The following is a 14,254-nucleotide window of genomic DNA, read 5'->3' as shown; positions in this document are numbered from 1 at the left end:
CACCGTGCAATCTTCTGTTGAATTCTGTCCGGAACATTGCCCGACCGCGTGGCCTCCTGTAGCACGGTGTGCGGAGTTGTTCCCTCCGCCACCCCTGTAACACCGGGAGCACGTATGTCCCAGTCCACACGGAGCCGTGCACCCAGACTGGGCGCCGTGGTCCTCACCGCACTCGCGCTGCTGATGTCGCCCACGGCGAAGGCCGGGGCCGCCGACACGGCCGCCACCGCCACCACCGTCACAGTGGACGACTCCGTCCAGGGAAGCGGCCGGGACCAGTTCGACTACCACGGCTCCGGCTGGGGCCACGCGAGCGGAGAGGGCGCACCCGCCAACCCGTACGAGGGCACCAACAGTTGGACCGAGACCACCGGCGAGTCGGTCGACTTCGCCTTCACCGGCACCCAGCTCACCTTGCACGCGATCACCGACCCGGGCCACGGCATCGGCGCCGTCTCCGTTGACGGCGGCACCCCCGTCGACGTCGACCTCTACAGCGCCGCCCGCACCGGCGACGTCCCCGTGTGGACCAGCCCGACCCTCGCCGACGGCCCGCACACCTTCACGCTCACGTCGACCGGACGGAAGAACGCCGCTTCCAGTGGCACCGCGTTGGCCGTCGACCGCATCGACTTCGTCGGTGAGGCACCCGACCCGGGCAGGACCGACGTCACCGTGGACGGAGCCGGCACCGGCCGCACCTTCGACGGCATCGGCGCCATCAGCGGCGGCGGAGGCAACTCACGGCTGCTCATCAACTACCCCGAGCCGCAGCGCAGCCGGATCCTGGACTACCTCTTCAAGCCGGGCTACGGCGCCGCCCTGCAGATGCTCAAGGTGGAGATCGGCGGCGACACCAACTCCACCGACGGGTCCGAGCCCAGCATCGAGCACATCAAGGGAACCGTGCACTGCGACAGCGGCTACGAGTGGTGGCTGATGGAGCAGGCCAAGAAGCGCAACCCGCACATCAAGCTGTACGGCCTCGCCTGGGGCGCCCCCGGCTGGATCGGCAACGCGGACAACTCCCCCGGCGGCGGCGACTTCTGGTCCCAGGACACGATCGACTACCTGACCACCTGGCTGGGCTGCGCCCGCCAACACGGCCTGGACATCGACTACCTGGGCGGCTGGAACGAGCGCGGCTACGACATCGGCTGGTACGAGAAGCTGCACGCGACGCTCGCCGCCAAGCACCTCCCCATCCAGATCGTCGGGGCCGACTCGGGCCTGGACATCGCGGACGACATCGTCTCCGACCCGGACCTCGCCAAGTCGGTCGACGTCGTCGGCGTCCACTACCCCTGCGAGGGCGGCGACGGCGGCAGCGCCAACACCTGCAACAGCTCGGCCAACGCCCAGGCCACCGGCAAACCCCTGTGGGCCAGCGAGAACGGCTCCCTGGACGAGAACACCGGCGCCGGCGCCCTGATCCGCTCCATCACCCGCGGCTACCTCGACGGCAAGTTCACCGCCTATCTCAACTGGCCGCTGCTGGCCGCGATCTACCCCAACCTGCCGTACGACACGGTCGGCCTCGCGGTGGCGAACCAGCCGTGGTCCGGGGCGTACGACATCGGCACCAGCCTCTGGACGACGGCCCAGGTCACCCAAGTCACCAAGCCCGGCTGGAAGTTCGTCGACAAGGCGAGCGGCTACCTCGGCGGGGACCGCGTCAACGGCAGCTACGTCACCCTGAAGTCGCCGGACAACTCGGCGTACAGCACGATCCTGGAGACCTCCACCGCGAGCGCCTCACAGACCGCCGACTTCACGGTCACCGGCGGACTGCCGACCGGCACGGTGCACATCTGGGCCACGGACCTCAAGTCCGGCAGCGCGTCCGGCTCTTTCGTGCACACCGATGACGTGACCCCGACGGACGGGCACTTCTCCGTCACCCTCAAGCCCGGTTACGTCTACTCCCTGACCACCACCACCGGCCAGGGCAAGGGCAGCGCCGTCAGCCCGAAGCAGGGCCACCTCGCGCTCCCCTACACCGACTCCTTCGAGCAGAAGACCCCCGGTCGGGAGGCCAAGTACCTGTCCGACATGCAGGGTTCCTTCGAGACCGCGCCGTGCAAGGGCGGACGCTCCGGCCAGTGCGTCCGGCAGATGGCCGCGCAGCAGCCCATCGAGTGGCAGGACGACAGCGACGCGTTCGCCCTCCTCGGCGACGTCGACTGGAAGAACTACACGGTCGGTTCGGACGTCTACCTCGAGCAGTCCGGCACGGTCGAACTCATGGGACGGGCGGGCGACCAGCAGCGGCCGCAGTCCCACCAGGCGGGCTACTTCCTGCGGGTCGCCGACACCGGCAAGTGGTCAGTGGTCAAGAGCGACACCAGCGGCCGGCTGACCACACTCGCCGACGGCACCACCCGACCACTCGGCACCCGCAGCTGGCACAAACTGGCCCTGACCTTCAGCGGCACCACGATCACCGCGAGCGTCGACGGCAAGCCGGTAGGCGCGGTGGACGACTCCGCGTACGCCTCCGGGCAGGTCGGCATCGGCGTGGTCGGCTACCAGACCGACGAGTTCGACAACCTCAGCGTCACCCCCGTGAAGCAGGCCGCCCAAGCACCGGCCACACTGGCCGCGGACCTCCCGGCGACGATCCACCGGGGCGAGTCGGCCACCCTCAAGACCACCTTCACCGTCCCGGCGTCGGGCGACGCTGCCACCAGCCTCACTCTGCGGCCAGGCGCCCCGGACGGCTGGACGGTCACCGCCACCACACCGACGACCTTCTCGAAGGTCACCCCGGGCCACTCGGTCACTGCGAGCTGGACCGTCACCGCCCCCACGGCCGCCGCGACGCCCGTGTCCGTCACCTTCTCGCCGCTGGCCACCTACGTCCGCGGCGGCGTGCAGCACTGGACGTACGGCACCGCGAAGACCGAGGTGCCGATCCCGCCGCCCACCGGAAGCCCCTACCTGAGCGACCTGTCGTTCGTCTCCAGCAGCAACGGCTGGGGCCCGGTGGAACGCGACACCTCCAACGGCGAGCAGGCGGCAGGCGACGGACTGCCGATCACGATCCGCGGCACCGTCCACGCAAAGGGTCTCGGCACCCACACGGACAGCGACGTGGCGTTCTTCCTCGGCGGCAACTGCAGCCGGTTCACCGCCACCGTCGGCATCGACGACGAGGTCGCCCCGTACGGCTCGGTCACCTTCTCCGTCACCGCGGACGGCCGGACGCTGACCACGACCCCCGTCCTCACCGGCACCTCACAGCCCCTGCCCCTGGACCTCGACGTCACCGGCGCCCAGGAGCTGCACCTCGTGATCGCGGACGGCGGCGACGGCAACGCCCACGACCACGCGGACTGGGCCGATGCCCGGCTCGACTGCGCGGGGTAGGGCGGCCAGCACGGTGTCCTCGTACGGGATCCCGTCCGTCTGCCTGCTCCTGTCGATCCGACGTATCGCCGTCCGAAGTCAACGGAACCCGCGCCGTACGCCGACGCCGTCAGACCGTTTCGTCTGAGGGCGACCGGTCGGTGACGGGGACCTGGCGGGACGCGACCGAGGCCGATCACACGGCCTACCACTACTGGCGGCGCCTTGATCCCCGCGGTCCGCGGGTCGACGGGGACACATGGAGCCAAGAGGGCTCCCATCTGCAGCAGTTCTACGTCTACGCGAAGCGCAAGCAGTGGGTGTCGGAGGTGCGACCGGGCGGCGTCGTCGCGCGCCCTCGTCGCCGAGATCGGTCACCATCGATCTGAACCGGCCGAGTCATCCAGCGGCACCCGCCGCGAGCTGGATCGGCTCGCTGCCCGGAACGCCAAGCTCCGCCGCAGGAACCAGGAGCTGAACGATCAGCTCAAGCTCGCCGTCGCACAGATCCAGTTCCTTGCCCTCCGCGCCGCTCAGCGCGGAGGCGTGGGAGGCCTGGGACGAAGGTCGCCCACATCAACAACGACCGTCGTCGGGGTTGACAGACAAGACCTTCCGAATGGCAAGGCTCCGCCGTCAGCGGGCCGTTTGGGGCTGACGCTTCACAGCGGCACGGAGCGTTGCGCCGAACATCTCTGGTGCTTCCAGCGGGCGCATCGGCGGGGCGCCGGTGGTGTAGAGGTTCGCGGCCTCGGCTGCTGGCCCGGCCGCGTAGACGGCGCGTGCGGCGGCCTCCGGGCTCAGGCCGGGTTCGCAGGCGTCCAGCCAGAAGTTGCCCACGCCCAGCGAACGACCGGGTCAGCGGTCGGTCACCGTGCGGCGAAGCGGATCGCGGTGGGCAGCGGCGTGTCGAGACCGCCGGACGTGACGTGGACGCCCTCCGGTCCCGATTCGGCCTTGACGGGTTGGCCGTCCAGGCGTTCTGCCGTGTCCGGATCCAGCAGGCCCGGACGCGCGTTCAGCACGATAGGCCCGTCGGCCCCGTCAGGAACGTCGGCCACGAAGGCGTAGACGTGGCGCTCGTCGCGGGTCCAACGCACCCAGGGGCCGCCGTCCTGCGGGTCGGCGGAACCTGGTTCCAGTGGCCTGGTGGCGTGCACGGCCCCGGAGTGGCAGGCCATCCATGACGCCATGCCCTCCAGAACGGCGCGTTGCTCCTGCGGGAGGGTGCCGTCGGCCTTCGGACCGACGTTGAGCAGCAGGTTCCCGCCGCGTGAGACGACGTCGACCAGCAGGCGGACGGCGCCTGCCGGATCCAGCATGTGCTCGGGGCCTTCCACTTGGTTGTAGCCGAAGGAGAATCCGATTCCCCGGGTGTTCTCCCAGCAGGATGCCCCCTCGTTGGCCCGGTCCAGCTCGTACTCGCTGGTGAGGTAGTCGGCGTGGGCGCTGTCCCAGCGGTCGTTCACCACGCCTTCCGGCACGGTGGCGTAATAGTGCGAGAACAAGTCCGGCAGTTCGGCCCGGCCCGCTCGGGGCCAGCCCATGTCGTTCCACAGCACCGCGGGGTGATACCGCTCGATCAGGTCGAGGACCTGCCGGTGCGCGTAGGCGGCGTAGGCGGCCTCATGGGGCCTCCCATCGTCCATCCGGTCCTCGTGGAGAACGGGGTCCCGGCGTCCGGCGTACCAGTCGATGCCGCCGGAGTAGTACACGCCGAACCGCAGGTCGCGGGCCCGGACGGCGTCGGCGAGGTCGGCGATCAGGTCGCGGCGTGGACCGCGGTGGACGGTGTTGCGGGTGCCGGTGCCCGGGGCGTCCCACAGGGCTATCCCATCGTGGTGCTTGGTCGTGGGGACGACGTAGCGCGCACCCGCCCGGGCGAACAGCTCCACCCAGTCCGCGGGGTCGAAGAGCTCGGCCTTCCAGGCGTCGAGGAACTCGTCGTAGGGGCGTCCGGCGTGCATGGTGCGATGGTGTTCCTGGGCGGGGCTGCCCTCGATCTGGATGGTGCTCCAGTACCACTCGGCGTACGGGTTGTGCTTGAACCACACGTCGGGGTCGACGTCGCCGAGTGCGCCGATGGGCTCGGCCCAGGCCGGCACCGAGTACGCGCCCCAGTGGATGAAGATGCCGAATTTGGCGTCGGTGAACCACTCAGGGACCAGCCGACCGCTCAGAGGGAACTCGTTCATGCTTGAAACTCCCGATACATCGGATTTGTTAGGCGAGGAACCGTGAAACGCTGGGGGCGAGGAGGCGCCGGATGCGGCGACCTGGGACATCGACAGGTTGGAGGTATTGCGGTGTGTGTGAACCTCTCGGTGCTTCCCCTTGAGCAGGCAGTCCTCGACTGCGCCTGGCAGGCCCTGTGGCCGAGGAGCCCTCGGGCGGGCCGGGCGAGCCGGCCCGCCCGAGGGAGGGGTTTTTCCTGGTGAGCCGGTGACGGTCAGGAGAGCTTGATCAGCGTGTAGTCGTCGCAGTATCCGGCGGAGGTGCCGGAGTTCTTGTAGCAGTAGACGGTGGCGGAGGTGTTGCCGCTTCCCGTGGTGAGGAAGATCGGCTGCTGGGCGTAGGCGGTACCGGTGGTCTTCGAGAAGCTTTCGGTGCCGCCGAAGTTCTTCACGCCGACGGCGACCTGCTCGCTGCCGCCTGCGGCCTTGGCCCAGCCGGCCAGCAGGTAGGTGGCGCTGGACGACAGACCGCCGGTGGCCTGGTCCACGCCGCTGCTGGAGGCTCCGGTCTGCAGGGAGTGAGTGCCGGTGCGGGCGTTGGAGGTGACCACGGAGGATCCGCTGCCGCTGAGGGTCCACGGGCTGAGCGAGCCGGATTCGAAGCCGGCGTTCGTCAGGAGGTTTGCAGGGGTGGACACGCGTTCCACCGCGATGTCGTCGCAGTTCCCTGCAGCGGTGCCGCCGGTGTTCTTCCAGCAGTACAGCGTGGCCGTGGTGTTGGTGGAGCCGGTGGTGAACAGAACGGCGGCCTCGGAGTACGAGGTTGTGGCGACGTTGGTGAAGGTCTCGGTGCCGCCGTAGTTCTTGACGCCTATGGCGAGGGTCTCCCCGGCGTTCGCCACCTTGGCCCAGCCGGTGAGCAGGTAGGTGGTGTTGGGGGTCAGCCCGGTCAGGTTCTGGTTGGCGCCGTTGCCGGAGGCTCCGGTCTGCAGGGAGTGAGTGCCGGTGCGGGCGTTGGAGGTAACCACGGAGGATCCGCTGCCGCTGAGGGTCCACGGGCTGAGCGAGCCGGATTCGAAGCCGGCGTTGGCCACGAGGTTGCCGCCGGTGCCGTTGTAGGCGCCGATGTTGGGCGCGGCCGTGGCGGAGACCGGGTTGCCGAAGGCGTCCTGGCCGCCGTTGTTGCTGATGACCGCCCCTGCCCGGACCACGGGGGAAGAGGGGTGGACCTGGTAGGCGTCCATTCCCGCGTACGAGGAGTTGGTGTTCGCGTTGCCCGGGTTGCGGAACTCGGGGTCGGTGACGACCTTCGCGGCGTCCGCGGGCTCGGAGGAGGGGTGCCGGCCGTAGAAGAGGTTGTTCGAGTAGACGGAGCCTGCGCCGGTGGCGAGGTAGCCGCCCGAGCCGTAGTTGAAGACCGCGTTGTTCTCGAAGGACCAGATCCCGGAGACGCTGGTCCTGCCGCGGCCACCCGTGATCCACGTGCCCAGGCCGTCCCTGACGTAGAACGTGTTGTTGTAGAACAGCGGGGCCATGCCGCTGCTGCCGCTCCTGTTCGGGATGTTGCCGGGCATGTCGATGAGGGAGTCGGTGTGGTTGGAGGTGCCGGACTCCGGGCATCCCGAGTTGGAGCCGTCGTTCTCGCTGACGTTGTAGCGCACCACCGTGCCGTCGCTGGGCACGCTCGCGGTGGGCTCGGTGGGGCTGGAGGAGGAGGCCGGCATCACCAGCAGGAAGCCACCGAGGTTCTGGTGGCTGTAGTTGTACTGGATCGTGGTGTTGTGGTTGCCCCAGTCGACGTCGTACGCCTGGCCGTCCTGGAAGTTGGCGTGGCAGTACACCTCGTTGCCCTGGATCACGCTGTCCTGACTGCCTGCCACCCAGATGCCCGCGGACGCTCGGTTGCAGATCTGGCCCGAGGGCGGGCAGGTGCTCTTCAGCCCGCCGTGGCCGGCCTTGTTGTTCTCGATGAGGGCGCCACTGCCCTTGACCACGAGGACGTCGTCGGCGCCGTCGTAGGTCATCGTGTTGCCGCGGATGACCGTGCCCGTGGTCAGGCCGGTGCCCTGGCCGTTCCCGTCCGGGGTGACGGCGACGGCGATGCGGTCGACGTGGTCGAAGGTGTTGTTCTCGACGACGACGTCGTCGAAGGTGGAGACGGGAGTGGTGTGGTCGGTCTGGACGCCCACGCCGGCGTTGGTGGAGTACCACCCGCCCGGCCAGCCGCTGATGCTGTGGATGTACATGTCGTGCACCCGGATGTAGTGCAGGATCCCGCCGGAGCTGTTCTCGGCGAGGACGCCGGAGCGGTAGTCGGGGGAGGCCGCGGGGTTGGTGAGTTCGAGGCCGCCGATCTCCCAGTACTGCTGGTTGAGGAGGTGGATGACGGGGCCGGTGGCGCCGTTCGCGTTGATGACCGGCTTGGCGCCGGTGCCGTAGGAGCCCATGGTGACGGGGCTGCCGGAGGTGCCCGAGCCCTGGGGGGTGAGCTGGCCGGTGCAGGTGGTGCCGGCGGCGAAGAGGATGCTGTCGCCCGCGCCGAAGGTGGTGTTGTTGACGCTGGTGACGGAGTTCCAGGGGCTGGCCTGGGCGCCGTTGCCGTTGGAGGCGGCCGAGCAGTCCACGTAGTACGTGGTGCCTGCGGCCATGGCGGCCTGGGCGGGCAGCACGAGGACGCCCGCCAGGGTGGCGAGCAGGGTGAGGACGCGGGATGCCCGGCGTATCGGGCGGTTTGCTCTGCGACGCTTCATTGCGACGCTCCTTGCTGGGTGCCGGTGTCCTCCGCGCCGCGGGCTGCGACGCGGATCTTCCTACGCCGGGCGGGCGCCGAAGCGGCCCGCCCGCAATCCGTGGCGACGCTCAGGTCGCTGACAGTGATGTCGGGAGGGATGTGGCGAGGACGGAGGCGTGGCGCATGCCAGGCGGTGGCGCGAAGGGGACGGGCTCCCAGTCCACGCCGTCCTTGCTGCGGACCGCCCCGTACCTCCCCTCCAGGAAATGGTCGAAGATCATGACCCACTCGTCTCCGCGGCGGAAGAGACACGGTCCTTCCACGAGTGAGGGGGTGACCGGCCCCGTCGGGGCGGAGTACGGACCGCCGGGGGTGTCGAACGTGGTCACATTGATGTCCTTGTGGGCGGTGGCGGGGTCGTTGGTGCCGCGTTCGTCCTTGAAGGCCATGAGGAATCCGCCCTCGGCCAGCTCTTGCACGGTGGCGTCGATGACCGAGTGACCCGGGTCGAAGAAGACCGCCGGGTCCGAGAACGTCCTGAAGTCCTCGGTGGTGCAGTGCCAGATGCGGTGGTCCTGGCTGACGTACTCGAAGTTGCGGCCCTCGGCCGTGCTGCCCGCCTCGACGACCGACGACCAGATGAGGTGGTACAGCCCCGTCGCGCGGTCCCGGAAGAACTCCGGAGCCCAGGCGTTGTGAGCCCCCTGCACACCGGCCATGACCGGGATGAGTCGCTGCTCCGACCAGGTGCGGAGGTCCGTCGAGGTGGCGTGGACGATGGAAGGGCTCGTCCAGCCGTCGGTGGCCAGCAGATGAAACAGGCCGTCGGGGCCCACCCCGATGAACGGGTCCCGCAGCCGGCCGGTGCCTACCGTGCCCCGCAGAACGGGCCGGCCGCCGTTCACCGTCCTGAACTCCTCGCCGTCGTGGCTGTAGGCCAGGTGCAGGGCCTCGTCGGCGCTGGTGAAGTAGGAGACCACGTACATCGGTGGGAGGGTCCTTCCGGAACGTCGGAGCGAAGGTGGTTCACGACTTGACCGCGCCGGCGGACATGCCGGCGACCACCTGGCGCTGCAAGAAGACGAAGATGAACAGCAGCGGCAGCACTCCGAGCAGGGCGGCCGGGAACAGGGTGGTCGGCTGCACGGTGTGCGGGTCGATGAAGGAGTAGGCGTTCACCATGACCGTCCGCTTGCCGGGGTCCTGCAGGAACACCAGCGGGACGAGCAGGTCGTTCCAGATCTGCAGGGAGATGAACGTCAGCAGGGTGCTGGTGACCGGCCGGAGCAGCGGCAGGATGATCGTGAAGAACGTGCGCAGGGCGCCGCAGCCGTCGAGCGCGGCCGCCTCCTCCAGGTCGCCGGGGATCGAGCGGATGAAGCTGGTGTAGAAGAACACCGCGACCGGGAGGTTCAGGGCCGTGTAGATGAACACCACGCCCGCGTAGGTGTCCAGCAGGTTGAGGTCGCGCATCAGCAGGTACAGCGGCGCTACGACGACGAACACCGGAACGGACGTACCGAGGATGAACAGCCGGTACACGGTGGTGGACCAGTGCTGGGTGATCCGGGCCAGCGGATAGGCGGCGAGCGAGCCGATCACGGTGACGGCCACGCATGACAGTCCGGTGATGAGCAGGGTGTTGAGGGTGCTGGAGCCGTAGTGGATCTGGCTGAAGGCATTCGTGAAGTTCTTCAGGGTCAGCGAGTGCGGGATGCCGAGCGGGGAGCGGGCCACGTCCGCTGCGGTGCGCAGCGAGGTGACGACCGTGAAGAGGAACGGCAGGACGAACAGGACGGTGCCCAGGCACAGCAGGACGGTTCCGAGGCCGCGGGCCAGGCGGCGCAGCGTGATGCGCGGCGTTCCCGACGGTGTCCTACGGGGGCGAGGTGAGGGCCGGTCCGAGCTCCTGCGGGCGTGCGCGGGGGGCCGGGGTCCGGTCGGGGGCGCGGAGATGTTGGAAGTCATGGTGGCGATCCGTCAGTTCCTGGGGGCGACCCCGTCAGATACGTCGCTCGCGGAGGCGGAGCAGGGAGGAGGTGGCGCTGGAGAGGACGACCACGGTCACGAGGAGCACGACTGACAGCGCGACGCCGTAGGCGAACTTCCCGCCGCCGAAGACGTTGCGGTACACGAGCAGGGTCAGCGTGTCCGTGGCGCCGGCCGGGCCGCCGTTGGTCAGCACGAGCGGGAACTCGAAGACCTTCAGCGAGCCGATGAGGCTGAGGGTCACATTGACGGTGAGCGCCGGGGCGAGCAGTGGCCACTCCACACTGTGAAAGCGCTGCCAGCCGCTCGCTCCGTCGAGTGAAGCCGCCTCCAGCAGTTCGGCCGGCATGCTCATATAGCTGGCGAGGAAGATCGCGCAGGAGTAACCGGTGAACATCCAGACGTTGACGGCGGCCACCGCGTACAGCGCGGTGGAGGTGTCGCCGAGCCACACATGGGTGAGGCCGTGCAGGCCCACCAGGTCGAGGAGCGCGTTGATGCCGCCGCTCGGGGCGAGCAGGTACGACCAGATGAAGGCGGCCATCACCGGCGAGATCAGCGTCGGCGTGAGCAGCACGACGTTGAGCACCTTGCGGACCCTGGGACGGCGGAACAACATGCTCGCGAAGAGCAGCCCGAGGCCGTTCTGCACGACCACGACCACCGCGGCGTACAGCACGGTGTGCCACAGGGCCGCGAGGACGGTCGGGTCGTCGGCCATGGCGCGGTACTGCTGGGTGCCGACGAATTGCGCGATCGGGCCGCCGAGGCTGTCGGTCATGCTCAGATAGATCCCGCGGACCAGCGGGTACAGCATGAACACGCCGTACACGGTGATCGCCGGGAGCAGGAAGGCGGCCATGGTGGCGCGCCGGCGGTGAAACACGGGGGTCCTCCTCTTGCCCGGGTGGGCCGTGGCGGGGGCGTCAGGAGCCGCCTACCGCCCCTCACCACGGCCGGCTTCGGGATGTGTTACTTGGCGGACGCCGCGGCCTGAATGTCCTTCAGGGTCTGAGCGGCGGACGCCTTGCCCAGCAGGTACGCCTGGATCTTGGAGCCGGTCGCGGTCTCGGCCGCGCTGCCGTACCAGGTGTTGGACGGCATGATCCGGTAACGGCCTTCCGTGAAGGCCGTGGTGAAGGCCGTCGTCTCGGTGCTCTCCGGGGTCGTGCCACCGGTGAACGGCGACTCCGCGTGCTCGGCCTCGAGATACTTGGCCAGGTTCTCGCTCTGCGACCAGAACTTCACGTACTCGCGTGCCGCGTCGGCCTGCTGGGACTGGGAGTTGACCGCCCACATCGTGCCGGAGAAGACCATGCCGTTGGGCTTGGTGCCTTCGGCGCCGCCCGGCCACGGTGCGAAGGAGACCGGGAAGCCGGCCTTCTTGACGTTGGAGACCTGCCACGCGCCTTGGTACCAGAAGGCGCTCTTGCCGGCGCTGAAGTCCTGCGGGCCCTGGGACCAGTCGTCGACGCCGAGTTCGTTCTTCCAGTTGACGTACCCCTTGTCCTCAAGGGTCTTCAACTGCTGCAGGGGTGCCTTCCAGTCCGGGTCGAAGCCGGTCTTGCCGCCGAGGAAGTCGGCGTCCCACTGCTTGTTCTTCTGGTAGACGAGGGTCGAGCCGCTCGCCTGGAAGACGGACTCGCCGGTCCAGCCGGACTTGTCGGGCAGTGCGATGGGGTTGATGCCGGCCTTCTTGACCTTGGCGAGGTCGTTCAGGAACGTCGGCCAGTCGGCGGGCACTTCGGTGATGCCGGCCTTCTTCAGCAGGTCCGTGTTGGCGTACAGGCCGATGCCGATCAGCTCCATCGGCATGGCGAGCGTCTTGCCGTCCGCTTGCGTGAACTGCTTGGCGTCCGGGGCTATGCGGCTCGCCCAGGCCTCCTTGGACAGGTCGGCGAGGTAGCCGGAGGCACCCCACTTCCCCATCTTGTCCGTGTCGGCCATGATGACGTCGCCGGCTTTGCCGCCCAGCAGTTCGGTCTGGAGCTTCTGCGTGTAGGTGTCGCCGGCCGTGATGTACTCGAAGTCGACCTTGATCTTCGGGTGGGTCTTCTCGAACGCCTTGTTGATCTCCGCGACGTTCGCCGGCTCCGCGCCGCCGCCCTTCCACGCCTCAACATGGAGGGTCACCGTGCCGTCTCCGGAGGCACCGGACGACCCACCCCCGCACGCGGCCAGCGACATCGCCAGGGCGGCGACCGTGGTGGCGACCGCGAGAGATCTCCCGGAACGCTTCATTGCACACCTCACTCATCGTCGGCGAAGAACCGACTCGTCATGATCAGAAGGATGTGGACCGGTCAGCCTGCTTCCGTGTAGGTGCAGCTGACATGTCCGCAAAGGGCCGGTCGACCCGGAATACGGCGAACGGTGCTCGCCGATGGCCGGGACTGTAACGCAAAACTTGGGTGACATCTATACGTAACTTTCCGTGCTCGACCTGATGGTCCAAATCGCCCGGTCCGCCTGGCGTGCAGGCTGGGTTTCGTTGACGATCAGCCAGCCTTATCGTTACAGTAGCCAGACTCGGAAAGCGGGTTGGGAGTCCGACAGCGGTCGGCGGACAGAAGGGGGCAAGGGGTGGCAGGGCGGGTGACTATCGCGCAGGTGGCCGAGGAGGCCGGCGTCTCCGCGATGACGGTGTCCAACGTCATGAACGGCAAGCCGGGGGCCTCCGAGGACACCCGACGCCGCGTCCTGGAGGTGGCCGACCGGCTCGGATACCGGCCGAATGTCGCGGCCCGCAACCTCAAGGGCGGACGCAGCGGGCTCGTCGGACTGATAGCGCTGGACCTGACCAGCCAGTACGGGCTGGAGATCCTCCGCGGTGTCGCCGACGAGCTGGCCAGTGCCGAACAGGAGCTGCTCGTCAACGCCTCCTACCACGACGCGGTGCGGGAGAAGGACCGGATCGAGTTCCTGGGACGTGGCCTCGTCGACGGGATGCTCATGATCGCGCCGGTCCTGGAGGACGAGACGGTCGCGCTGCTGCGCCGGCAGACCGTGCCCTGCGTCATCATCGACCCGCGGCGCATGGACGTACCGCTGCCCCGTCTCAGCGTCGACAACTACCACGGCATGCGCCTGGGCACCCAGCACCTGATCGACCTGGGGCACACCCGGATCGCCTACCTCCGCGGCCTGGACGAACTCGAGAGCACGTCCATCCGCTTCCAGGGTTTCCAGGACGCGATGCGGCTCGCCGGGCTGGACGTCGACGAACGGCTCGTCGACTCGTGCGACTTCTCCTATGCCAGCGGCTTCCGCGCCGCCATGCGCCTGATCGTCGATCACCAGCCGACGGCGATCGTCGCCGGCGCCGATCTGCTGGCGCTCGGCGCCGTCGACGCCGCACGGGCGCGCGGCCTCAGCGTGCCCGCCGACTTCTCGGTCGTCGGCTTCGACGACCTCCCGCAGGCGGCGCAGAGCTTCCCCGGCCTGACCACCGTGCGTCAGCCGCTGCACGACATGGGCCAGAAGGCGGCCCGCGCGCTGCTGTCCCTCATCGACGGGCAGAGGCTACTCATGGAGCACATGGAGGTGGGCACCGAACTCGTGGTGCGCAACTCCACCGCCCCGCCGGCGGCGGCACGGCGTGACCCTGCGATGCCGCACCGGCTCGCCGCGAACCAGGCAGAGCGTGAGGGCGGCGCCCGAACGGCGTCCGCGAACGGGTGACGGCCCTCCGCTCCAAACTGTCACCCGGCCGTGGCATCGGGAACGAAGGGCTCGTCCGGGCTCGTGGGCGAAGGGCGCCCCACGCGTAGGAAGTTGCCGCGCCGGCCCCAGGTGCGGCCCTTGGGCGGACGGCCGGTCACGTCCGCTTCGTCTTCGAAGCAGATGAACGCGCCGGTCGTCGCCCGGAGGGTTTACCTCCTGCCAGGTCACATCCCGCCATGCGGTGATCGCGTCTTCGTCGCGTTCGGCGACGGGCCGGGCGGGCTTCTGCGCCTCTCGTCCACGGAGGCGCGCCGCTCGAGACATTCTGGGTGTGAGCCACCCATACAGG

At 68.8% G+C, this 14,254-nt stretch carries 9 protein-coding genes; 2 read left to right on the top strand and 7 right to left on the bottom strand.

Annotation, left to right across the window (positions count from 1 at the left end; translation table 11 throughout):
- The first annotated feature begins 156 nt into the window (after positions 1–156).
- Entirely contained in the window at positions 157–3,369 is a 3,213-nt protein-coding gene (locus BFN33_RS07575) for an NPCBM/NEW2 domain-containing protein (protein ID WP_069759133.1), read from the top strand.
- Between the two features lie 615 nt (positions 3,370–3,984).
- Here the strand turns inward: BFN33_RS07575 and BFN33_RS07570 are convergent.
- The 7 genes from BFN33_RS07570 to BFN33_RS07540 form a co-directional block, all read right to left on the bottom strand.
- Positions 3,985–4,188 carry a hypothetical protein gene (locus BFN33_RS07570; RefSeq protein ID WP_069759132.1) on the bottom strand — a complete coding sequence of 68 codons (204 nt, stop codon included), beginning with the start codon at positions 4,186–4,188 and terminating at the stop codon, positions 3,985–3,987.
- A gap of 29 nt (positions 4,189–4,217) precedes the next feature.
- Positions 4,218–5,543 carry an alpha-L-fucosidase gene (locus BFN33_RS07565; protein WP_069759131.1) on the bottom strand — a complete coding sequence of 442 codons (1,326 nt, stop codon included), beginning with the start codon at positions 5,541–5,543 and terminating at the stop codon, positions 4,218–4,220.
- 254 nt (positions 5,544–5,797) lie between these two features.
- Positions 5,798–8,272: a carbohydrate binding domain-containing protein gene (locus BFN33_RS07560; protein WP_069759130.1), complete on the bottom strand. Its 2,475-nt coding sequence runs from the start codon at positions 8,270–8,272 to the stop codon at positions 5,798–5,800.
- Positions 8,273–8,381: 109 nt separating this feature from the next.
- Positions 8,382–9,239: a glycoside hydrolase family 43 protein gene (locus BFN33_RS07555; protein WP_069759129.1), complete on the bottom strand. Its 858-nt coding sequence runs from the start codon at positions 9,237–9,239 to the stop codon at positions 8,382–8,384.
- A gap of 40 nt (positions 9,240–9,279) precedes the next feature.
- The gene (locus BFN33_RS07550; protein WP_069759128.1) at positions 9,280–10,221 is read right to left on the bottom strand and encodes a carbohydrate ABC transporter permease; all 942 of its coding nucleotides are present in this window, start codon (positions 10,219–10,221) and stop codon (positions 9,280–9,282) included.
- 34 nt (positions 10,222–10,255) lie between these two features.
- Positions 10,256–11,128, bottom strand: a complete 873-nt coding sequence (locus tag BFN33_RS07545; protein ID WP_079140708.1) for a carbohydrate ABC transporter permease — start codon at positions 11,126–11,128, stop codon at positions 10,256–10,258.
- A gap of 86 nt (positions 11,129–11,214) precedes the next feature.
- On the bottom strand, positions 11,215–12,483 hold the full coding sequence (locus BFN33_RS07540; protein WP_069759127.1) for an ABC transporter substrate-binding protein: 1,269 nt from the start codon (positions 12,481–12,483) through the stop codon (positions 11,215–11,217).
- A gap of 354 nt (positions 12,484–12,837) precedes the next feature.
- On the opposite strand from BFN33_RS07540, the gene BFN33_RS07535 reads away from it, so the two are divergent.
- Complete coding sequence (locus BFN33_RS07535) at positions 12,838–13,923, top strand: LacI family DNA-binding transcriptional regulator (RefSeq protein WP_256122678.1); 1,086 nt, start codon at positions 12,838–12,840, stop codon at positions 13,921–13,923.
- The last annotated feature ends 331 nt before the right edge of the window (positions 13,924–14,254 follow it).

It is taken from the genome of Streptomyces sp. LUP47B (assembly GCF_001746295.1).
In the GTDB taxonomy this organism is placed as follows: Bacteria; Actinomycetota; Actinomycetes; order Streptomycetales; family Streptomycetaceae; genus Streptomyces.
The sequence above is the reverse complement of the archived record's forward strand: the minus strand, read 5'-3'. Positions and strand labels throughout refer to the sequence as shown.

Bases quoted from the DNA above. Each gene is read 5' to 3' on its own strand.
- BFN33_RS07565 (WP_069759131.1), bottom strand. From the start codon at position 5,543: ATGAACGAGTTCCCTCTGAGCGGTCGGCTGGTCCCTGAGTGGTTCACC.
- BFN33_RS07550 (WP_069759128.1), bottom strand. From the start codon at position 10,221: ATGACTTCCAACATCTCCGCGCCCCCGACCGGACCCCGGCCCCCCGCG.
- BFN33_RS07555 (WP_069759129.1), bottom strand. From the start codon at position 9,239: ATGTACGTGGTCTCCTACTTCACCAGCGCCGACGAGGCCCTGCACCTG.
- BFN33_RS07540 (WP_069759127.1), bottom strand. From the start codon at position 12,483: ATGAAGCGTTCCGGGAGATCTCTCGCGGTCGCCACCACGGTCGCCGCC.
- BFN33_RS07560 (WP_069759130.1), bottom strand. From the start codon at position 8,272: ATGAAGCGTCGCAGAGCAAACCGCCCGATACGCCGGGCATCCCGCGTC.